18 protein-coding genes are annotated in these 22,037 nt (G+C 61.8%); 5 read left to right on the top strand and 13 right to left on the bottom strand.

What is annotated here, in order from left to right; translation table 11 throughout:
* Window positions 1–10: 10 nt before the first annotated feature.
* The 3 genes from WH299_RS05025 to WH299_RS05015 form a co-directional block, all read right to left on the bottom strand.
* Entirely contained in the window at window positions 11–1,333 is a 1,323-nt protein-coding gene (locus WH299_RS05025; protein WP_339549750.1) for a hypothetical protein, read from the bottom strand.
* A gap of 53 nt (window positions 1,334–1,386) precedes the next feature.
* On the bottom strand, window positions 1,387–2,808 hold the full coding sequence (locus WH299_RS05020) for an aldehyde dehydrogenase family protein (RefSeq protein WP_099491963.1): 1,422 nt from the start codon (window positions 2,806–2,808) through the stop codon (window positions 1,387–1,389).
* A gap of 81 nt (window positions 2,809–2,889) precedes the next feature.
* On the bottom strand, window positions 2,890–4,338 hold the full coding sequence (locus WH299_RS05015; RefSeq protein WP_099491962.1) for an APC family permease: 1,449 nt from the start codon (window positions 4,336–4,338) through the stop codon (window positions 2,890–2,892).
* A 307-nt stretch (window positions 4,339–4,645) separates the two neighbouring features.
* Here WH299_RS05015 and WH299_RS05010 point away from each other — a divergent pair, with 307 nt between their 5' ends.
* Together WH299_RS05010 and WH299_RS05005 are read left to right on the top strand one after the other, a co-directional pair.
* Window positions 4,646–6,139, top strand: coding sequence for an MFS transporter (locus WH299_RS05010; RefSeq protein WP_099491961.1), 1,494 nt, complete (start codon window positions 4,646–4,648; stop codon window positions 6,137–6,139).
* 128 nt (window positions 6,140–6,267) lie between these two features.
* Window positions 6,268–8,406 carry a methyl-accepting chemotaxis protein gene (locus WH299_RS05005; RefSeq protein WP_339450642.1) on the top strand — a complete coding sequence of 713 codons (2,139 nt, stop codon included), beginning with the start codon at window positions 6,268–6,270 and terminating at the stop codon, window positions 8,404–8,406.
* Here WH299_RS05005 and WH299_RS05000 read toward each other — a convergent pair.
* Window positions 8,354–9,370 (bottom strand): helix-turn-helix domain-containing protein, encoded by a 1,017-nt coding sequence (locus WH299_RS05000; RefSeq protein ID WP_339549749.1) that lies wholly within the window; start codon window positions 9,368–9,370, stop codon window positions 8,354–8,356. The genes WH299_RS05005 and WH299_RS05000 overlap by 53 nt on opposite strands.
* 210 nt (window positions 9,371–9,580) lie before the next feature.
* On the opposite strand from WH299_RS05000, the gene WH299_RS04995 reads away from it, so the two are divergent.
* The 3 genes from WH299_RS04995 (at window position 9,581) to WH299_RS04985 (ending at window position 13,085) form a co-directional block, all read left to right on the top strand.
* Window positions 9,581–10,957: an aspartate aminotransferase family protein gene (locus WH299_RS04995; protein WP_099491958.1), complete on the top strand. Its 1,377-nt coding sequence runs from the start codon at window positions 9,581–9,583 to the stop codon at window positions 10,955–10,957.
* Between the two features lie 27 nt (window positions 10,958–10,984).
* The gene (locus WH299_RS04990) at window positions 10,985–12,439 is read left to right on the top strand and encodes an aldehyde dehydrogenase family protein (RefSeq protein WP_339549748.1); all 1,455 of its coding nucleotides are present in this window, start codon (window positions 10,985–10,987) and stop codon (window positions 12,437–12,439) included.
* 82 nt (window positions 12,440–12,521) lie between these two features.
* Window positions 12,522–13,085 (top strand): cytochrome b, encoded by a 564-nt coding sequence (locus WH299_RS04985; protein WP_126570222.1) that lies wholly within the window; start codon window positions 12,522–12,524, stop codon window positions 13,083–13,085.
* Between the two features lie 524 nt (window positions 13,086–13,609).
* On the opposite strand, the gene WH299_RS04980 is transcribed toward WH299_RS04985, so the two are convergent.
* The 9 genes from WH299_RS04980 to WH299_RS04940 form a co-directional block, all read right to left on the bottom strand.
* Window positions 13,610–14,512, bottom strand: coding sequence for an alpha/beta hydrolase (locus WH299_RS04980; RefSeq protein WP_339549747.1), 903 nt, complete (start codon window positions 14,510–14,512; stop codon window positions 13,610–13,612).
* A gap of 59 nt (window positions 14,513–14,571) precedes the next feature.
* Window positions 14,572–15,477, bottom strand: a complete 906-nt coding sequence (locus WH299_RS04975; protein ID WP_099491954.1) for a SphA family protein — start codon at window positions 15,475–15,477, stop codon at window positions 14,572–14,574.
* A 154-nt stretch (window positions 15,478–15,631) separates the two neighbouring features.
* A complete protein-coding gene (dmpG, locus tag WH299_RS04970; RefSeq protein WP_099491953.1) occupies window positions 15,632–16,651 on the bottom strand; it encodes a 4-hydroxy-2-oxovalerate aldolase in 1,020 nt (339 codons plus the stop codon).
* A 2-nt stretch (window positions 16,652–16,653) separates the two neighbouring features.
* Complete coding sequence (locus WH299_RS04965) at window positions 16,654–17,598, bottom strand: acetaldehyde dehydrogenase (acetylating) (protein ID WP_099491952.1); 945 nt, start codon at window positions 17,596–17,598, stop codon at window positions 16,654–16,656.
* 11 nt (window positions 17,599–17,609) lie between these two features.
* The gene (locus WH299_RS04960; protein ID WP_099491951.1) at window positions 17,610–18,047 is read right to left on the bottom strand and encodes a RidA family protein; all 438 of its coding nucleotides are present in this window, start codon (window positions 18,045–18,047) and stop codon (window positions 17,610–17,612) included.
* Between the two features lie 4 nt (window positions 18,048–18,051).
* The gene (locus tag WH299_RS04955; RefSeq protein WP_099491950.1) at window positions 18,052–18,822 is read right to left on the bottom strand and encodes a 2-keto-4-pentenoate hydratase; all 771 of its coding nucleotides are present in this window, start codon (window positions 18,820–18,822) and stop codon (window positions 18,052–18,054) included.
* A gap of 9 nt (window positions 18,823–18,831) precedes the next feature.
* Window positions 18,832–19,617, bottom strand: coding sequence for a 2-keto-4-pentenoate hydratase (locus WH299_RS04950; RefSeq protein ID WP_099491949.1), 786 nt, complete (start codon window positions 19,615–19,617; stop codon window positions 18,832–18,834).
* Window positions 19,610–21,085, bottom strand: a complete 1,476-nt coding sequence (locus WH299_RS04945) for a 2-hydroxymuconic semialdehyde dehydrogenase (RefSeq protein WP_339549746.1) — start codon at window positions 21,083–21,085, stop codon at window positions 19,610–19,612. The genes WH299_RS04950 and WH299_RS04945 overlap by 8 nt, the downstream gene beginning before the upstream one ends.
* Before the next feature lie 136 nt (window positions 21,086–21,221).
* The gene (locus WH299_RS04940) at window positions 21,222–22,037 is read right to left on the bottom strand and encodes a tRNA U-34 5-methylaminomethyl-2-thiouridine biosynthesis protein (RefSeq protein WP_099491947.1); all 816 of its coding nucleotides are present in this window, start codon (window positions 22,035–22,037) and stop codon (window positions 21,222–21,224) included.

The following is a 22,037-nucleotide window of genomic DNA, read 5'->3' as shown; positions in this document are numbered from 1 at the left end:
CTGCGGTGGGCTAGAACGGCACGGCGATGGTCAACTGGCTGTAAACGTTGGTGCCGTTGCCGGCGACCTGGTTGCCGCCCGTGGTGGCGTCCTGCTTGGGCTTGTAGAGGCCGATCAGCGGCGTGACGATCAGGTGCGGGTTGACGGCCCACTCGGCGTATACATCCAGCTCCCGAGCATTGAGGTTCAGCGCATTGCTCTTGCGCACGGTGTCGAAGTCGAAGTACAGCGCACCCAGGGTCAGGTTTTCCAGAGGCGTGGCCTTGAGAGCCACGTGCTGGATGCTGGTGTTGCTGTTGAACGGCCCGGCATAGTTGCCCGCGACTTCGCCCTGCAGCCAGGTGCCATAGCCAGTGCTCAAGCCGGTGAACAGCGAATCCCACTGCTGTGAGTAGCGGGTGTAGCGGTAGCTGACCTTTGGCGCCCAGGCAACATCGGCAAAGGTGTAGCCGGCTTCGCCGTACCAGGCTTTTTCGGGACCGGTGTCCTTGTCCTGCCAGGCATATTCGAACGCCAGGCTGACATTCGGCAGACCTGCGTCGCCTTCGCCGCGCACGCTGTAGACGTTCATGCCCTTGCGCTGGCGCTGAAAATCACTTGCCCAGCGTTCGTTAACATCGATGCCATGTACCCAAGTCAATCCCAGTGTGCCGGGTTTGGTGGTGTAATCCAGGGTCCCGGCGGCCACTTCAGTTTCAGCCTGAGCGCGGTTATCGGACTGGAGCCACAGCAGGCTGCCGTGCAGGCCATCCTTTCCACCCAGGCGCAGGAACGCGGTTTGATCGAAGGCGTGCCGCGCGCCCAGGTAATACGCACCGCCACGGTTCATCGTGCCATTGGCCGGGCCCTTGCCCAAGTTCGCCCCGTCATCGTTGATCAGGAAGCCACTGCCGAGCTTGACCACCTGGCGGCCGCCGGAAATGTCCACGCCGTCCTTGCCCAGGGCTGGAAACAGGTCGCCTGAGCGCCAGCCCAGGTAAGCGTCTTCGATTTTGGTGGTGCGCTCGCTGCCCAGCGTATTACCGGCCGGGTCACCGTCACCCCAGGTCGCGGAACTGACCAGCGCGAAGGCGCCATAGGCGGTGCCATTTCCGGCCAGGGACTGGTCGCCGCTCAAGCCATACTTGATGAAACCTTCGCGCCAGGTCGAACCGCCCGGCGTGCCATCATAGTTCTTGCGGCTGTTGAACATGCCGAAAACGGCAGTCATGTCGGCATTCAGATGCCGGCTCTCATCGCTGTACAACTCATAGGCCTGGACCTGGCTGATGGCGCAAAGCGTCAACGTACAGGCCAACGTACCGCTGAGAAATGACGTGGAGGGATACCGCATGATCGAAGCTCCTTGGGTGCGCCTTTTGAGAGGCTGTCTTAGTTGTTGAGGTGTTATTCGGCTGCGCGCTTGTTGACGAACAGCAACTGCTGGCCGGTGAATTCCAGCAACCCTTCCAGGCCGAACTCGACGCCGAAGCCGGACATCTTGCTGCCGCCGAACGGCGTGTTCGGCTGAATGCGCGCGTGGCAGTTGACCCAGGCCACGCCACTCTCCAGACGGCTTGCCAATGCCTGCGCCTGCTCAACGTCCGGGCCCCAGACAGAACCGCCCAGGCCCATGTCGCCGGCATTGGCGCGGCGCAGCACATCCTCGACATCCTGATAAGCGATCAGCGGCAATACCGGCCCGAACTGTTCCTCGTCGACCAGACGCTGGCCATCGGTCACATCCGCCACCAGCGTGGGCGGGTAGAAGAACCCAGGGCGATCCAGGCGTGCGCCGCCACACAGCACCCGCGCACCGTGTGCCCGCGCATCGGCAATCAGGGCGTCCACCAGTTGCAGTTGATCAAGGTTCTGCACCGGACCGAAGTTGACGTCGGGCTCCAGGCCATCACCGACCACCTGGCGCTCGGCAATCCGCGTCAGGGCCTCGGCAAACGCCTGGTACTGGGATTCGTGAATGTACAAGCGCTTGAGTGCGGCGCAGGTCTGGCCCATGTTGAGGAAGGCGGCCTGGAAGATCTCTTCGGCCACCTCCTCCACCGACGTACCCGGCAATACAATCGCCGCGTCGTTGCCGCCCAGTTCCAGGGTAAGGCGCTTGAGGTTGGTGGCGGCCCCGCGCATCACGCTTTGGCCGGTGGCGGTGGAGCCGGTGAACACAATCTTCTGGATCCCCGGGTGCGACGTGATCGCGCTGCCGAAACCCTGCTCGCCGGTCACGCAGTTGATCACACCGTGTGGCACATGGCGCCCGATAATTTCGACCAGGCGCAACGTGCTAAGCGGCGTCAGGCTCGATGGCTTGCTGATCACGCAGTTACCCGCGCGCAGCGCCGGCATGATGTGCCACACGGCGATCATGAAAGGCCAGTTCCACGGCGTGATGGACGCCACCACACCCAAGGGCTTGCGGTGCAGTTCGATGCGCTGGGTCGGGGTTTCTTCCACCAGTTCCACGGCGATCTCCTGCCCGGCGGCGTAGCGGGTCCAGGCGGCGGCGCCCATGACTTCGGAAAACGCCAGCTCAAGCGGTTTTCCTTGCTCCTGCACGATCAGCCGGGCCAGTGCATCAGCGTCCTTTTCGATCGCATCGGCAATCGCATTGAGGTGCTCACAGCGCTGCCCATGGGTACTGTGGCGCCAGGTCTTGAAAGCGGCCTGAGCGGCGGCCACCGCCTCGTCCAACTGGGACAGCGAGCCGGCCGGGCATTGGGCGAATGCGGCGCCGGTGGCCGGATTGATCACGTCAAACTGGCCGTTTTCACCGGCAACCGAAACGCCGTTGATGAGCATCTTGTAATGGTGCATATGCAATTTCCTTTAACGCAGACGAGCCCTGCCGCACAACGGCAGTGAACAATTCACAGGAGAGAGGTTTCGAACCAGGCCTTAGAGTTTGTGACTGCCCAGGGCCAGGAACCGCTGCGGCGACACCTTGCGCAGGCGCGCGGCGAGATACAGGCCGCCCAGCAGGGCTGCGGGAATCACCGCGCACAAGCTGTAGGACAAGAGCTGGCTGGCCCCCGTCAGCACATCGAAATGCGCCACCGCCAGTACGAGCACGCTCAGCAATGCCAGGCACGACACCACCGGCAGAATGCGCCCTCGCAGCAGGCCGACTTTGAGTTCGGGGTGCCGATGGAAATACACGCAGATTGCGATCGAGGTCATCGCCATCAGCAGGATCACGCACAGGGTTGCCAGGTTGGAGAACCAGGCGAACAGTTGCAGGATCGGGTCGGCGTCCATCGCGGCGAAGATCAATACCACCACGGCCGCGATCAGGCTCTGCAAAGCAGACCCCATGTGCGGGCTCTGGTGCACGCGGTGGGTGGTGCCCAGCACGCTGTGCAGCAAGCCGTCACGGCCGATGGCGTAGAAGTAGCGCGCTGCGGCGTTATGGAACGCCAACAGCCCGGCGTAGATGCTGACCATGAATAGCACGCGGATGACCAGGGTCAGGTGCGGGCCGACGAAGTGATCGGACATGCCGTAGATAAAGGTGGTGGGGTCTTGCATGGCTTGCAGCATCGGCACGATCTTGTCTGCGCCCACTCCCACGACCATCGACCATACCGACAGCGCATAGAACCCACCGATCAGCAACACCGAACTGTAGGTCGCGATTGGGATGGTGCGCTTCGGGTCTTTCGCTTCTTCACCGTAGATAGTGGTGGCCTCGAAGCCGATGAAGGCGGCGAAACAGAACAGCAGACCAATGGACGGAGTGCCGCTGAACACATGCTGACTGGTAAATGAGTCAAGATTGACTCCGCTGTCACCCCCGGTTTTCAGAATGGCAAAGTCGAGGATCAGGATCGCCAGGTATTCGGCGATCACCACCAACGACAATACCCGCGCCGAGAGGTCGATATTGCGATAGCCGAGAAATGCAATGCTGGCCATCGCCATCAGCGAATAGGACCACCAAGGCAATATCACGCCCGCCATGCTCTCCATGGTACCGGCGACCACACCACCGAACATGCCATACAGGGCGATCTGCAAGATGTTGTAGGCGAACATCGCCAGCACTGCCGCCGAGCCGCCGGCCAGGCCGCCCAGGCCACGGGAGGTGAAGGCGTAGAAACCGCCGGCGTTGGTGACGTGGCGGGACATGGTGGTGTAACCCACCGAGAACGCCAACAGCACCAGCAATGCCAGCAGCAGTAACGCTGGGGTGCCGGCACCGTTGCCCAGCATGATGCCGATCGGGAACCCACCGGCAATCACACTGAGCGGACTTGCCGCCGAAATCACAAAGAAGATGATGAAGCCGACACCCAGGGCGCCACGCTTGAGCTCCGTAGAGCTGTTGACCGGGAGAGTTACACTCATGTTATTGACCTTATTGTATGAGGCAGTCGCTGTGGGGTGGCCCCGATCCAGGCGCTATCGGTGCCGGGTAGCGCTTTTATTCTTGAGGTTGCACGCTGGATTCGATCCTATGCCCGCCACGTAACCCTCGCTATCCCAAATCGGTAACATCGCGGCCAGCGCCCCAAAACAGGTCGGGGCCGACTTATTCTCCCGCCGATTTGGGATAACGGCGCGGGTGCGCGCTCGTGCATGCTAGGTTCACCCGTCCTATGCCTGGCTGACCTGAAGTTGCCGGCGTTGGCCATTCAATTATCGAGCCCACACTATGCCCTCCAAGCACCGCTGGCTGATCCTTGCCATTATTTCCAGCGCATTGCTGCTCATCGTCATTGATATGACCGTGCTGTACACCGCCTTGCCCACCCTGACCCGCGAGCTCGGCGCCACGGCCTCGCAAAAGCTCTGGATTATCAATATCTACGCGCTGATCGCCGCCGGCCTGCTGCTGGGCATGGGCACGCTCGGTGATCGCCTGGGGCACAAACGGCTGTTCCTCGGCGGGTTGAGTGTGTTCGGCCTGTTCTCGCTCATCGCTGCATTCTCGCCCTCGGCCAATGTATTGATCGGCGCCCGTGGTGGCCTGGCCGTCGGCGCGGCAATGATGATGCCCGCCACCCTGGCACTGATCCGGCTGACGTTCAGCGACGAGCGCGAACAGGCCATGGCATTTGGTATCTGGGCATCGGTGGCCTCCGGCGGTGCGGCGCTCGGCCCGGTCGTGGGCGGCTTGCTGCTGGAGCATTTCTGGTGGGGCTCGGTGTTTCTGATCAACGTTCCGATTGTGCTGGCGGCGCTGCTGCTCGGGGCGATGCTGATCCATGCTCATCCGGGCAATGCCCAGCGGCACTGGGATTGGCTGGGGTCGCTGCAGGTCATGATCGCGTTGGTCAGCCTGGCCTATGCCGTCAAGGAACTCGGCAAACGGTCGCCCTCCTTCGCGGCCATGCTGGTTGCGCTACTGCTGGGGGCGTTGTTCATGACACTGTTCATTCGACGTCAGCGCCGCGTCGCGCAGCCAATGCTGGAGTTGTCGCTGTTCGGCATACCGCTGTTCAGAAATGCCGTGATTGCGGCGCTCGCCTCAGCCGCCGCGTTTATCGGCATGGAGCTGGTGTTCAGCCAGCGCCTGCAATTGGTGTTGGGTATGTCCCCCCTGCAGGCAGCCCTTTTTATCCTGCCGCTGCCACTGGGTTCCTTCGTTGGCGGGCCATTGGCCGGCTACTACCTGTCACGCCTGGGCAATCGACGCATGTTGTTCTGGACCCTGCTGCTCTCGGCGACCGGCATGCTGGCCTACGTGTTGCTGTGCAACGCGGCGGTACCGCTGCAGGTTGCCAGCCTTGCGCTACTGGGCATGGCCATGGGCGCGGCGCTGACGGCAGCTTCCAGCACCATCATGCTCAGCGTCCCCACCGATAAGGCCGGCATGGCCGCGTCTATCGAGGAGGTTTCCTTCGAGCTGGGCGGTGCCGCCGGGGTGACGCTGGCAGGCAGCCTGTTGTCGGCGATTTATGCCGGGTGTGTCAGCCTGACGATCCCGCCGCGGCTGGGCCTGAACCCCTTGACGTTCGAGAGCCTGGACGACGCGCTGCTGGTCTCTGCAACGTTATCGACCGATGACGCGGCGCTGCTGACGGGGCTGGCACGTTCGGCGTTCGATGCCGGCTTCGTGGCGGTGCTCGCGGTGCTGACAGCCCTGTTGTTGGTTGCGGCGCTGCTGGTCAAGTTCAGCGGGCAGACGGCCGTCATAGCGCGATAACGAGAGAATTACCGAACCGGCCTCCCTAACACCCGAGACCGGCCGATATACGACATACCCAATAAGAAGTCAGTGGCCCGGGCCAACTGATGGTCAACAAGCATGCTGTTCACCTGCGAGATACTCCGATGCTCGACGCCCTCTCCATCCGTTTGAAAATCATCCTGCTTTCCGGCCTGTGCCTTCTGGGCGTAATCGGTCTGATCGTCAGCCTGAACCTCTATCAGAGTAACCAGAACAACCGGTTGATCAGTACGTCCAGCAGCAAGATGCTCACCGAGAGCGGCGAGACCCTGCTGCTGGCCAAGGCCGCCGAGCAGACGGGTAACCTGCAGCGGATCTTCGGCAACAGCCTGCTGCTCATTACCGCCCTGTCCGACCAGGCAGCACATTTGCGTAACATGGCCGCGCAGCGCGGCTTGCCGGCCGCGACGTTGCGTGAGGAGCTGAACCAGAGTCTCAAGGCAACCTTCGAGCGCAATCCGCAGATACTCGGGCTGTGGCTGGTTTTCGAACCGAATGCGCTGGAGGGGCAAGACAACGCATTCGCCAACGACGCCGCGCGCGCCTCCAACGAAACCGGTCGCTTTGCCAGTGCCTGGAATCGTGGCGCCGGCGAGTCGGTGAACATACTGATTCCCGAAAGCGATTTGCAGAAGACCGAGCTCAGCATCAGTGGTACCCCCTACAACAGTTGGTACACCTGCCCGCGAGACACACGGCGCACCTGCCTGATGGCGCCCTATGCCGACACCCAGGCCGGGCAGGTACAACTGATGACCACGCTGTCGATACCGTTGATTGCCGATGGCAAGGTGATCGGCGCCCTCGGCGTGGATCTCGCACTCGGCGCCCTGCAAGCGGCCGCAAACGATGCCCAGCGCATGCTGTTCAACGGCTCGGGAAGCATGCTGATCGTGTCTGACAGCGGCGTGCTCGCGGCCTACAGTAAGGATGTCGCCCAGGTTGCCAAGCCGCTCAACGTCGCATTGGGCGAGGAAAGCAAGGCGATACTTGCGGCATTGACGCAAAAAAAACCGCTGGTACTGGCCCAGAATGATTTGATCCGCGCTGTCTACCCCGTCGCACCAATCCCCGACGCGCCAGCTTGGGGGGTGGTCATTGATTTGCCCAAACAAGTCTTGCTGGCCGACTCGGTAGCGCTTCAGACCGTGCTTGACCAGACCCAAACCCGCGACACGCTGGAGTCATTGCTGGTGGCCATCGGCTCCGGGCTGTTGGGCCTGCTGCTCATTTGGTTCACTGCCTCCGGGGTGACGCGCCCGATCAACAGTGTCGCGCAGATGCTCAAGGCAATTGCCAGTGGCGACGGCGACCTGACCCAACGCCTGCACTACCGCAAGAAAGATGAACTGGGCGAACTGGTGAACGGGTTCAACCGTTTCCTCGACAAACTGCAGCCGACTGTGGCGCAGATCAAGCAGAGCATTACCGATGCGCGCGGCACCGCCGACCAGTCTTCGGAAATTGCGCGGCTGACCAGTGAAGGGATGCAGGTGCAATTTCGCGAGATCGATCAACTGGCAACCGCCTCCAACGAAATGAGCGCCACCGCCCATGAAGTCGCCCACAGCGCCTCGAATGCCGCCCAGGCAGCACGCGGTGCCGACCAGGCGTCCAGGGATGGCATCACCCTTATCGAGCGCAGCACCCAGGACATCAATGCGTTGGCCCGCGAGGTCAGCAAGGCCGTGACGGAAGTCGAAGCCCTGGCGGTCAACAGCGAGCAGATCGGTTCGGTGCTGGAAGTGATCCGCAGCATTGCCGAGCAAACCAACCTGCTGGCACTCAACGCTGCGATCGAAGCGGCGCGTGCCGGGGAAAGCGGCCGGGGTTTTGCGGTGGTGGCCGATGAAGTCCGCAACCTGGCCAAGCGCACCCAGGATTCCGTCGAGGAAATCCGCATGGTCATCGAACGCATCCAAACCGGCACGCGGGGCGTGGTGGCGACCATGCATTCCAGCCAGACGCTCGCCCAGGACAACGCCGGGCAGATTCATCAGGCCGTGCAGGCGCTTGGCAAGATCAGCGACGCGGTAACGGTGATCAGCGACATGAACCTGCAGATTGCAAGCGCGGCGGAGGAGCAAAGTGCGGTGGCCGAAGAGGTCAATCGCAACGTCTCGACCATCCGTGGCGTGACCGAGACCCTGACGGAACAGGCCGCCGAGTCGGCGCAGATCAGCAGTCAGCTCAACGCGCGGGCCAATCAACAGATGAAGCTGATGGATCAGTTCCGCGTGTAACACACGGCGGTATGGCGGCGCGTGATGTCTGGGACGGTAATTCGGCGAACAGCGCATGGTACTCAGCCGCAAAATGGCTGAGGTGGTAGAACCCCCACTGGGCCGCGGCATCGCCAATCGAGAGATGCGCGGCCTGGGTGGACATCAAGGTGCGGCGTACGCCATTGAGCCGCACACAGCGAAGGTAGTTCAGCGGCGTGGTCTCGGCCACGGCGCGAAAGCTGTTCTGCACCGTGCGCCGGCTGATCTGCAGGCGTTCGCACAGCTCGAACACACTGGGCACGTCGAACAGCCCGGTGGTCGCCATGCGGTGGCATTTCTCGACGATAAAACTGCGCGTGGAACTGCTCGTGCGCTGCTGCTTATCGCAGGCCGGATCGGCCATGAGCTGCATCAACTCGCTGAGCATGGCCTGCTCCAGCGCCTCGTCGTGTTGCCGCTCTTGTGCGCTGTCGTGAGCATCGCTGGCCATCGCCTGGGCGAACACCGCCAGCAAGCGCCGACGGGCATCGGCGAAACGTTGGCTGGAAACCCTGATCACCGGCTGACGCAGCAACAGGCTCACATCCTTGGCCGACGCGGTTTGCGCCAGCGCCTGCTCGAACAATTCACGCTCGAACGTGATGGACAGCAGCTGCATGCCCATCGGCATATGAAACATGAACTCCTCGCCACCGCGCAGAAAGAACAGGCTGCTGTCGTCCACCTCGCGCCCCTGCATTCGCATCGAGCCGGGCACGTTGATCGGCACCGCGAAGCACATCTTGCCCCGCGGCGCGACACCGTGCTGCACGACACGCTGGTTGATCTGCTCAAGGAAAACGTGGCAACCGCCGGTGGTCAACTGCATCAGCGAACTCTCGGTCGAACCGGCGGTTAACTGGCTGTAGTCCTGGTTCCACTGCTGCACGTTGGCCGCATGAACGTGAACATCCTTAAAATGACCGACGCTGTTATTTCTCATAATGAGCGATACCCTCGGATATTTTTTATTTTAAGGTCGATTTATTTATAGATATTCTCACATAGCGCAATTAATGCAAATTTCGTGAAAGCTTCAGTTCACGCCGCCTCACCTGCGTCAGCGCCCCACATGTGCCGATTCGGGCTACCAGCCTTACCCGCGTCGCGTAGATGATCAGGCCACATCAATCAACATCGCAGAGAATCCGTCATGAGTGAAGCCAAGCTTGCAGCCCTGCATTTCGCCGATGCACCGCACATCACCTCCAGCACGCTCCCCGGCCCCAAAACGTGCGAGGCCCTGGCGCTTTCGGCGCGTACCGAGTCGATGGCGCGCGGCGGCGGACGCATGCCGATCGCCATGGACAGAGCCTTCGGCGCAACCTTCAAGGACCCGGACGGCAACACCTACATCGACCTGTCCGCCGGCGTCGGTGTCAGCAGCGTAGGCCGCTGCCATCCCAAAGTGGTGCAGGCGATTCGCGAACAGTCCGAAGTGCTGATGCATGCCCTGGAAATCAACAGCACCCGGCGTACCGAGCTGGCCGCCAAGCTGTCCGAAATCGCGCCCGAGGGTTTGCGTGGCGACTGCATCACCTTCTTCACACAAAGCGGCAGTGATGCACTGGAAGCGGCGATCAAGTTTGCCAAGCGCATCACCGGGCGGCACCAGATCATCGCCTTTCACGGCGGATACCATGGCGTGTGGAACGCTTCGGGTTCGCTGACCACTGGCACGGCCTACCGCAAAGGTTTTGGCGCGCAAATGGGTGGCGTGATTCACGCCCCCTACCCTTACGCCTACCGTTTCCCTTTCGACACCACCCACAAAAGCGCCGAGCAGATCGCCGGCGAGTACATCGACTACCTGTTGAACACTCCCTACACCGCCGCCGATGACGTGGCAGCCGTGATCGTGGAACCGGTACAGGGCGAAGGCGGCTACGTGCCCCCATCGCCGGAATTCCTGCAATTGCTGCGCAAGGCCTGCGACCGCAGCGGCACACTGCTGATCGTCGATGAAGTGCAGTCCGGCGCGGGGCGCACCGGCAAAATGTGGGCGGTCGAACATTCCGGCGTGCAGCCCGACATGCTCACCTTCGGTAAGGGCATCGGCAGCGACCTGCCCATGGCCGGCCTGATCATGCGCTCGGACCTGGCAGCGAAAATCCCCGACGGTTCCATGCCCAACACGTTCGCCGCCAACTCGTTGTCGGCCGCCGTGGCTCTGACCAACATCAGTATCCTGCAGGATCCTGAACTCGACCTGCTCAACCGCGCCCACACGCTGGGGCTGGAGGCACAGGCGCATATTCGTGGCTTCAACAGCCCGTTGGTCGGTGAAGTGCGCGGGCGCGGCCTGATGATCGGCATCGAACTGGTCGAAGACCCGCTCACCAAGGCGCCCCTGGCGGGCGAGAGGATCGGCCAACTGATGGGCTATCTGCTCAACCACGGCGTGCTGATGATTCCCTGTGGCCGCTACAGCAACGTGATGCGTGTGATGCCGTCGCTGACGATCTCCCGCGAACTGTTCTTCAAGGCACTGAACATCTTCGGCGACGCCCTGGCGTCCCTCAAGGCGTGAACCTGACCACTATTCGAGGACCGCAAAATGACTGAGCACTTGAATCATTTCATCGAAGGTACGTCCTGCGAAGCTTTCGACCGTCGTCGTATCGACTTGGTCAGCCCCGTGACCGAACGGGTGTATGGCAGCTCCGCGCGTGGCACCAGTGAGGACGTGGACCGTGCCGTGGCGGCTGCACGCCGGCAACTTGAAGGCGGCGAATGGAGCCAACTCGACGGCGCCCAGCGTGGCCGACTGCTATCGAAGCTAGCCGACCTGGTTGAGCGCGACAGCGAACTGCTGGCCGATCTGGACGCCAACGCCATCGGTCGCTCCCCTATCGAACCGCGCCGTATGGACCTGCCCAACGCGATTGCCAACCTGCGCGCAGCCTCTGGCTGGGCCAACCAGCTTGAAGGCCGCACCATTCCCACTGGTGGCTACTTTGGCACCAAGACCTTGTCGTACACGGTACGCGAGCCCGTCGGCGTAGTCGGTGCCATCGTGCCCTGGAACTCGCCGCTGATGATCACCGTGTGGAAGCTCGCTGCATTGCTGGCGGCTGGCTGCACCGTCGTAATCAAACCATCGGAAGAAACCCCGCAGTCGGCCCTGCACCTGGCGCTGCTGGCGCAAGAAGCGGGCTTCCCGGACGGCGTGATCAACGTGGTCACCGGCTACGGCAACGAAGTCGGTCGCGCCCTGTGCGAACACCCGGATGTCGACAAGATCAGCTTCACCGGCAGTCCCGAGGCCGGGCGTGAAATCCAGCGCACCGCCGGTGTGTTGTTCAAGCGCGTGGCCTTGGAATTGGGCGGCAAGAGCCCGCAGATTGTGTTCGACGATGCCTCCTTCGAGGACGCCCTGCGCGGCTGTACGCTCGGCCTGTTCGCCAACCTGGGCCAGGTGTGTGCGGCCGGCTCGCGAATCCTGGTGCAGCGCAGCATCGCCGAACGCTTCGGCGCCGCGCTGGCCGAGGCCGCACAGGCGGTGACCGTGGGCGACCCTCGCGAGCCCGGCGTACAGATGGGCCCAGTGGCCAAGAAGGCGCAATTCGATCGCGTAAACCGCTACATACAGCTGGGTATCGACCAAGGCGCAACGCTGCTGGCCGGTGGCGTTTCGGCCCCTAAGCAGGGCTGGTTCGTGCGTCCGACGATCTTCGCCAACGCCCGCAACGACATGGAAATCGCCCGCAACGAGATCTTCGGTCCTGTCGGCACGCTGATCTCGTTCGACAGCGAAGACGAAGCGATAGCCCTGGCCAACGACAGCAGCTACGGCCTCGCGGCCACGGTCTGGACCAGCGACCTGGTCAGAGCGCACCGCGTCGCGGCAGCGGTGAAAGCCGGCGCCGTGGGCATCAACTGCTGGAGCCCATTGGACGCCAACCTACCCTGGGGCGGCGTCAAGACCAGCGGTATCGGGCGTGAAGGTGGGTTCAGCGGCGCACTGGCCTACACCGAGGAGAAAGTCATCACCGTGCTACTGCCGGCCTGAGTGCAGCGCCTACCCCGACCGAGCCACCCTCCAACGTTGAGGGTGGCCATTCAACCGTGCATCGCTCCGTGGAGAGCCTGATATGAACCCAATAGATCAACCGACAATCGATCGGTACCCGACCTCCCTGCGCGTGTTGCACTGGGTGCGTGCCGTGCTCGTCCTGGGCCTGCTGTGGGTCGGCTGGCACATGACCGGCATGAACGATGAAGTGGCGAGCAAATACGAGCTCTATTACCCGTGGCACAAGTCCTTTGGGGTGTTGACGTTCCTGGTGGTCCTGACTCAGCTCGCCGTGCGTTTTCGCACCCCCAAGCTGCCGCAGCCGCTGGAAACCCTGGCGGGGTATGAACGGTTCCTGTCACGCCTGACCCAGCGCGTGATGTACGTGCTGCTGGTGATCGTGCCGTTGATGGGCTACTCCATGTCGAGCACCTACACGATGAGCGATGGGGTGTTCTTTTTTGGGGTTAACCTGCCGGAGCTGTTGCCGAAGAATGACGATTGGTTCGCGGTGTTCCAATGGCTGCACAAAGTCCTCGCCTATACGTTGCTGGTCCTGATCGTGCTGCATGTGGCGGGCGCCCTCAAGCATCGCTTCTACGACCGCGACCCGCGCAACGACGTGTTGCGCCGCATGCTCTGACGGGATGAGGCGACCGGTGAGTTTGTTTACAACTTGGCGACCCGACCGCTCGCTGAACGGGTCGACTTGAGCAGCACAGAGCAAATCGGTATTGATGAGTTTGCGTTGACAGGACTGCCGCCGGTACCCAGTTTGGGCGTACACCGAAAGCCATCCAGAGCCATACTGGATTTCGTCAGGAATCGCCATTCGTGATCGCTTATGTACGGCGTCTGAGTGGGGGCAAAATTGGGGGCATATTAAGATTTTTTCAAACTGAAACTACCGAGTTAGAGCCCAGTCGAAATGTTTTTTGGCGCCCCTGAGAGTCTCCAGGCTTCGTCGGGCCGGCTGTTTATCTGATCACTTCTGTCTTTTCATAGGCCATGGGGCTCTACCTACTTCCAGAGCATTAGACATCTGGGGGCATATCTGAGGGCATGCGATAGATGGTTGAAAAAGGATGCCCCCAGCCTTAAAACAGATGGACATTATCGACCTTAATTCTCGAGTTCGGTAGCCGTATTTGCCGTTCCTAGGAGAGCTCATATGCGTACTCCTACATCCTCCTCTACAGTGAGCCACTCCATTACTTGCGTGAAGATAGGCCCCCTTCCGTCTGCCAGTTCGTCGAGGATGTTGAAGTGGTCAAATGCCAATGCCAGCACCTCCACATTTTCGCTGCGAGCCACGCAGGCGGCGGCGTAGTCGACGGTCTGACGCTGGAACTCGGCGGGCTCCTTGAGACCGTAGGGCATCAGCAGCGGCGGCAGATTCGCCGGTATCCGCAATTGCGGGCTGAGTGCTTCGGCTTGTGCGGGGGTGATGCCCAGTGTGGGCGCCAAGAAGGTGTGAGGCAAAGGTCGCAGGTCGTAGACCCCGCTGACCGCCACCGCGCCAACGTAGGGCTGCGCCGGCAGGCCATATTCACCTAGCCAGTCTGTACCCAGCAGTTCGACAACACCATGGGCGCCTGCCGAATGGCCGACCAGCACGATGCGCTGGCGGTCGATACCGAAACGCTCGGCATTGCACCAGATAAAGCTGAAGGCCGCACGGTGCTGACGCACGATTTCAGCGATGGAGACGTTTGGGCAGAGCGCGTAGTTTTCCACCACGGTGATCACGCCCAAATCGCTCAACCCCTTGGCCACATAGCTCCACTCCTTGCTGCTGGTGGCCTTCCAGTAACCGCCATGCACAAAAAACACCGCCGGGCGGCCGGCGCCGTCAACCGCTGCCTGGGGCGGGAAGAACACGTCGAGGGTTTCGCTCAGGGTCGGGCCGTAGGGCACGTCCAACTGGCTGGGCAGGGTTTCGCGAACCGCGCGACTGCCCTCGACGAACTGCGTGACATAGGCGCCAAAATCCGCCACCGAGGCTTCAATGTCGTATTGCTCGTTGAGTTCCTGCGGGGTGTTGAAGTGTTTGTACAAGGGGCCAGCCATCGTCACTACCTCTCGAAAATTCAGCTCAATTGATATTAATCTGCGTACGTCGTAGCAAGTCAGAATGGAAACGCCCACTTGATCCAGTAAGCGTTGCCTTCGGCGCGATTGCGCACGCTGCTCTCCTGCTGCCATTTGGCAGTGACCAACCAGCCGTGGGGGCTGGCGTATTTCAGTGACGGGCCGATCGCAAACGCCCGCCCCTTGTTGTCCTTGAGGCGCTCGCCGTCGACGTTATCATCGGTGGTTTGCCGATAGACATAGCCGCCCACGCCCAACACCCAACCATTGTCCAGGCCCCAGCCGACGGCGAAGTCAGCATGCAGCTCCTGGCCGGAGCGGTAATCGGTGTCGGGGTTTCTGGCGTTGATGTCATACATGGTCTTGAGGTCGACATTCAAGCCTGCGGGGTCCACATAAGTGAATGCCGCCACCGGCTGCACCGCCCAGTAGTTGCGGCCGATGTTGAGCAGTTCATTGCGGTCGAAGCGCCCGGTGGGGGCAATGACGTCGACGCCGTAAACCGCATGGAACTTGTCGCTGTAGTAGTAACCCAGGCCATAGCCGAAGGTGATGTCCCCCAGTTCGCGCTTGTGGTCGCTGGCCACGTTGACAGCCACCTTGAGGTCCACCAACGGCGCAATTACTTCAAACGCCAGTTGGCCGCCCAGCACCTGCTGTTCGGTAATCCACACCACTCGCGGCGCAATCACGTTGGCCCGCAGCTTGAAGTCCACCGGCAGCCGCCCTCCATCGTTCCCCATCAGGCGGTCGGCTTCGTAGTGCTGCGCGTAAACGATGCCATACACCCCCGGCGGCGGCATTGCCCCGGACATGAAGTTCTCCACACCCATAGGATACGAAGACGCCCCACCCTCAGTCGCCAACGCGACCTGCCCCATACTCGCCAGCGAACAACTCAGCGCCAGCCCCACTGTGTGCCTGACCCGGTTTTTAAGATTCATTTGTCGATATCCATCATGAGTTGGCAGTTGTCTGGTTTTATTTTTATTGGGAAAAAACAACTTCAAATGTCTAGACATAACGGACGAGCACCGGCCCACGAATGAACGGGATACGCCGTTCATTCATGCAACCTTTTACAAAGGGTGTGACGTGTCAGCGCGCCTTGAGCATGTCCAGGGCCACATCGACAATCATGTCTTCCTGACCACCAATCATCCGGCGTTTGCCCAGTTCCACCAGAATGTCGAACGCTGACAGTCCGTAGGTCTTGGCGGCCACTTCGGCGTGGCGCAGAAAGCTCGAGTAAACCCCGGCATACCCTAGCGCCAGGGTTTCGCGGTCGACCCGTACTGGCCGCTCTTGCAGGGGCCGCACGATGTCTTCCGCAGCGTCGATAAGACGCTTCACATCGCAGCCGTGATTGAGGCCAATGCGCTCGGCGGCGGCGATGAACACTTCGAGCGGTGCGTTGCCCGCGCCCGCCCCCATGCCGGTGAGGCTGGCATCGATGCGGTCACAGCCGTGCTCCAGCGCTACCAGGCTATTGGCGACGCCCAAGCTCAGGTTGTGATGGGCGTGCATGCCGGTCTCTGTGGCCGGGTCGAGCACATCCTTCATGGCTTTGAAACGTTCGGCGATGTCCGACATGCTCATCGCACCTCCCGAATCCACCACGTAGATACACTGAGCGCCGTAGCTTTCCATCAGCTTGCCCTGGGCAGCCAGGGCGGCCGGAGTCTGCATATGGCTCATCATCAGGAAGCCGACGGTGTCCATGCCCAATTGGCGAGCGTACTCAATGTGCTGGCGCGACACATCGGCCTCCGTGCAGTGGGTGGCCACCCGTACGACCCTGGCGCCGGCGTTATAGGCGGCCTTGAGGTCATGCAAAGTGCCGATCCCCGGTAGCAGCAACGTAGCAATCTGCGCACGTTTTACCGTATCGGCGACCACCTCGATCCATTCCAGGTCGGTGTGGGCACCAAAGCCGTAATTGAAACTGGAGCCTTGCAAACCATCGCCGTGGGCCACCTCGATGCTGTCGACGCCCGCCTCGTCCAGGGCCTGGGCAATTTGCGCAGCCTGTTCAAGGCTGTAGCGATGGCGGATGGCGTGCATGCCGTCACGCAGGGTCACGTCGCTGACGTAGATTTTCTTCGCTGTCGCAACCATTTTCAAACCCCTCCGCTGACGTGGCTGTGGGCGATCCGCTCAGCCACCGACACGGCCGCGCTGGTCATGATGTCCAGGTTGCCCGCATACGCCGGCAGGTAGTGCCCGGCGCCTTCTACCTCCAGGAACAACGAGACTTTCGTCCCAAGGCTCCAGCCAAGCCCCGGGATGTTCTGGCGGTTGTCCTCGCCGTAATGCTCGAACTGCACCTCCTGTTTCAGACGGTAGCCCGGCACGTATTGCTGCACCTCGGCCACCCGGGCCTGCACTGCTGCGCGGATGGCCTCGATGTCGGCACCGGGCGAGACGAAGCAATACACCGTGTCGCGCATGATCAGCGGCGGTTCGGCCGGGTTGAGCACGATGATGGCTTTGCCCCGTGCCGCCTGGCCGACCTCGACGATGGCCCGGGAGGTGGTCTCGGTGAACTCGTCGATGTTGGCGCGAGTGCCTGGGCCGGCGGACTTGCTGGAGATGGAGGCGACAATTTCCGCATAATGCACCGGCGCCACCTGGGCCACCGCATGCACGATCGGAATGGTCGCCTGGCCGCCGCAAGTCACCATGTTCAGGTTGGGCGCCTGCGTGTGTTTGTCGAGGTTGACCACCGGAATCACGTAGGGCCCGATGGCCGCTGGCGTAAGGTCGATCACCCGCACCCCATGGGGTTGCAGCTTGGCGTTGTGGAGCGCGTGGGCAGTGGCAGACGTGGCGTCGAACACGATGCGGATATCCGCGAAATTCGGCAGCGCCAGCAACCCGTCAATGCCTTCGGCAGTGGTCGGCACACCCATGCGGGCAGCGCGTGCAAGGCCGTCGGATGCGGGGTCGATACCCACCAGAGCGGCCACCTGCAGGCACTTGGAATACCGCAAGATCTTGATCATCAGGTCGGTGCCGATGTTGCCCGAGCCAATGATCGCCACGGGGATTGGAAAAGTAGACATGCTCCGGCTCCCTATTGGCGCGGCAACGGTTTGTAGGCCACGGCCTTGATTTCGATCACCAGTTGCGGATGGGGCAACTGGTGCACGGCCACGGTGGTACGGGTAGGTCCGCTGGCGTCGAAGAACTCGCCATACACCTGGTTGTACTGGGAGAAGTCATTCATGTTGACCAGGTAGCTGCAGATCTCGACCACATCGCTGAGGTCGGCGTCGACGCTGCGCAGGATGTCGCGGATGTTTTGCAGCACCTCACGGGTCTGCACTGCGATGTCCGGGTGCACGTGGCCGGCGGCATCCAGCCCGGCCCCGGCGATGCTGTTGTCGGGACGACGCGAACTGGTGCCCGAGACGTAGAGGAAATCCCCCGCCCGTTTCACATGGGGAAACGTGCCCAAGGGCGTGGCTTTGCCATCGACAACCCTGGCGGTGCCGGAAAGTGATTCGTTCATGGTGTTATCCCTCGCGTACTGTATTGAAGGCCACGGCCCCTAGCGATTGGAACTCGCAGCGCACTGCTACGCCGGGGCGCAAGGCCACGGCTGCCGTCGCCGCACCGGCCATGACCAACGAGCCGGGCTCCAGCGCTTCACCCTGTTGCGCGGCCAAGCGTGCGGCGGCCACCAGTGCGCGCACCGGCGAGCCGAGAATCGCCGCCGTGCTGCCCAACTCCACCGCTCGCCCATCAAAGCTCATCAGTAACCCCAGGTTGCTCAAGTCCAGGTCCGGGCGCTGCCAGTTGCCCACCACAAACCCGGATGACGAAGCGTTGTCGGCCACCACATCGGGAAGCGAGAACTTGAAGTCCCGGTAGCGTGAATCGATCACTTCCAAAGCAGGCGCCACAGCCTCCACGGCTGCCATGGCCTGCAAGGGTGTCACGTCACCGTGCAGGCGCTTGCCCAGCAGGAAACAGATTTCCGGCTCGACCCGCGGATGCACATAGCGCGACAGATCGATGCTGCCGCCCTCCTCGATCAGCATGTCGTCGGTCAGGCGGCCCCAGATCAGGTCACTGACGCCCATCTGCGCCATCTTCGCGCGGCTGGTAAAACCCATCTTCATTCCCACCTGGCGCGCGCCCCGGCCAAGCCGCAGCTCGATAAGCAAGCGCTGCACCGCGTAGGCTTCCTCAAGGGTCAGCGCGTCTTCGCCGGTCAGTTGCGGGGTGGCTTCTGCGTGCCGTGCGGCGTCGTCGAGGCGCTTTGCAATACGTTGGATTTTCATTGGTTTATCTCAACTGGCGTGTTCGAAGCAGGCACGGACACTGCCCAACCCTTGAATGCGAGCCTCAAAGACATCGCCCGGCGTCACCGCGACCATCGGGCCCAGCGCCCCGGTCAATATCACATCACCGGCGCGCAAGGCGGTGCCCTCGCTCGCCAGCGTGCGAGCCAGCCACAGAGCTGCATTGAGCGGGTTGCCCAAGCATGCCGCACCAACGCCGAACGACACCGGCTCGCCCCGACGCTCCATGACCATGCCTGCCAGGCGCAGATCCAGGTCCTGCAACTTGACCGGGCGCTGGCCCAGCACGTAAACCCCGGCCGAAGCGTTGTCGGCGATGGTGTCGAGGATGCCGATGTTCCAGTTGGCGATCCGGCTGCCCACCACTTCGATAGCCGGCAGCACATAGGCGGTGGCCGCGATCAAGTCGCTGAGCACGATGTGTTCAAGGTCCAGGTCGTGCTCAAGCACCAACGCTACTTCGGCTTCGCATTTGGCCTGCATCAGGTGAGACTGCGGGATCTCTTCGCCGTCGGTGAATTCCATGGCGTCGAACAAAGTGCCGAAGTCCGGCTGATCGACGCCCAACTGGCGCTGGACGGAAACCGAGGTCAGGCCGATTTTCCGGCCGGTGACGCGACGCCCTTCGCTGACTTGGCGCAGCGTGTTGAGCTGCTGCACCTTGTAGGCGTCAGCGACGCCACCGGGCAATTGATCACGGATCGGGTCAATCGCCTGGCCGGCTTTCGCAGCGTGTTGCAAAAGGTCGGCCACCCGTTTCAAGTGCTCAGACATCACTTGCCTCCTCGTCGATGCGAATGCATACGTTGGTCAATTCGCTGTAGAAATTCAGCGAATGCAGGCCGCCCTCACGGCCAATCCCCGACAAACCCGCGCCGCCAAATGGCGTGCGCAGATCCCGCAAGAACCAGGTGTTGACCCAACTGATGCCCACACGCATGGCTTCGCTGACGCGATGGGCGCGCCCAAGGTTTGATGTCCAGATAGTCGCAGCCAAGCCATAGCGCGTGTCGTTGGCGCGGGCGATGACTTCCTGCTCGGTATCAAAGGGCGAGACATGGCAGATCGGACCGAAGATTTCTTCACGCACCGAACGGGCGTCGTCCCCCAGGCCGGTGATGACAGTCGGCTCGACCCAAGCGCCTTCGTCGCGCACATCACCAAAATACGGAACACGACCACCGGCCAGGAAGGTGGCGCCTTCGTGGCGGGCCAACTCGAAATAGCCGAGCACCTTGTCGCGATGCTTAGCCGAAATAAGCGGACCCATTTGCGTGGCTGGGTCGTTCGGCCAATCGACTTTCATGGCCTTGATTCGTGCCACCAAGGCTTCGCAGAAGCGCTCATACAGTGGCCGCTCGACGTAAACGCGCTCGGAGCACAGGCACACCTGGCCGCTGTTGAGGAACAGCGCGCGCATCATGGTATCGAGCATTTTTTCGAAGTCGCAGTCGGCAAAAATGATCGCCGCGTTCTTGCCACCCAGCTCGAACGATACCGGCTTCACGCCTTCGGCAGCCGCACGCATGATGGTGGTGCCAGTGCGGGACTCGCCGGTGAAGGTGATAGCGCTGATGTCCGGATGTCGGGAGATGAACTCGCCGGCCGAGTCGGGCCCAAACCCATGCACCAGGTTGAACACACCAGGCGGTACGCCAGCGGCTTCCATGACTTCGGCCAGCAGCGTGGCGCTGCCCGGCGTGTCTTCCGAGGGTTTGACCACCACGGCATTACCGCAGGCCAGGGCGGGAGCGACCTTCCAGGTCATCAGCAGCAGCGGCAGGTTCCACGGCGAGATCACGCCGACCACGCCCAAGGGTTTGCGGGCCGCGTAGTTGAGCGCGTAGGCGCCGTCCGGCAAGTCCAGTCGGTGGCTGTCCAGCGGGGCGGTGGCGAGGATGTCGGCGAACATCCGGAAATTAGCGATGCCCCGGGGCACGTCGATGGTTGACGCCATGGCGTGGGGCTTGCCGGTGTCGGCCATTTCTGCCGCCAGAAAGTCATCCTGGCGACGCTCCATCTCATCGGCAATGCGTCGCAGCACCGCCACCCGCTGGCTGGCGTTGGTACGCCCCCACTCACCGGCCAGCGCCTGGTGGCCAGCCTTGACGGCTTCGTCTACCAGCTCGCGACTGGCTTCGTGGACGATCGCAACCTGCGAGCCATCCACCGGGCTGATGTCCTCGAAGGTGCGCTGGCTTTCGACCCACTTCCCGTTTACATAGTTACGATAGTGCTTCATGACTGACCTCAGTGAAACTTGGCAAAAAATGCGTCTGAAACTGCAACGCTTTTGACGATTTTCAGGCGCAGGAAACCCGTGGCTTTAACTGTCGTCGAAGCCCTTGAATCGCTAACGCTGTGGGGGTGCAGCTAACTTACAAGGTGAACTCGACCACGGCCGCGCCGCTGCCATAGAGCGCACCGTAGTGGTGAACTTTTGCCCCTTTGAACTGGCCGTTCAGGGCACCCAGCAGCCAACTGAAGTGCTTGAACCCCATGTCGACCCGTGCTTGCTTGATGTAGAGCGGGAGTTGCTCCTTCAGCGCAGCAAGGTTTGCGGTCTCGAGCAAACCGAGGATGGTGCGGTTCCATTGGTCCTCTTCGGGCTTCACGATATGGTCGTCGGTCGGTTCGATATGCCGGGTAAACACGCTGCCTGACAGCCCGCCCACCCCGATGATCGCGACACGCTTGCCTTGCTCCAACGCACAGCGCGCGGCAATGGCCCCCAGTTTTTCGGTGGCCTCTCCGTTGTAATAGAGGTTATTAGACGCCACCACCAGGGGCAGCGACTCATCGCCAATGCCCAACGCCGTGCAGGCGACGATGGTGCCGGTGTCGATGGGGAATGCTTCATAATCTGCTCCACGAGCTGGGGTGCCTTGGGCGCGACAGGCGTCGATACAGGCGTTGGCCAGATCAACGTCGCTGTAGAGGTCGTAGGGCAGTTCGCCGAACTCGTGCCAGTTTTCGTCGACGTGAATGTCCTGGCTGCGCTGTCGCGTCAGCCAGATTTCGTCCAGCACCGCAAACCACTGGGTGGAGTACACCAGCACCACATCCGGGCGTGAGTCCCGCAGCGCAGCGCCCGCCTGCTGCATGGCCAGCTGGAATTGGCGCCAACCCGGTACATCCCCACGCAGTTGTGGAAGCGGGCTGCCCGGAACAAGAAAAGCCGAAACAATGGTCAT

The sequence above is a fragment of the Pseudomonas sp. MYb541 genome (assembly GCF_037479595.1).
GTDB classification, from domain to species: Bacteria; Pseudomonadota; Gammaproteobacteria; order Pseudomonadales; family Pseudomonadaceae; genus Aquipseudomonas; species Aquipseudomonas canadensis.
The sequence above is the reverse complement of the archived record's forward strand: the minus strand, read 5'-3'. Positions and strand labels throughout refer to the sequence as shown.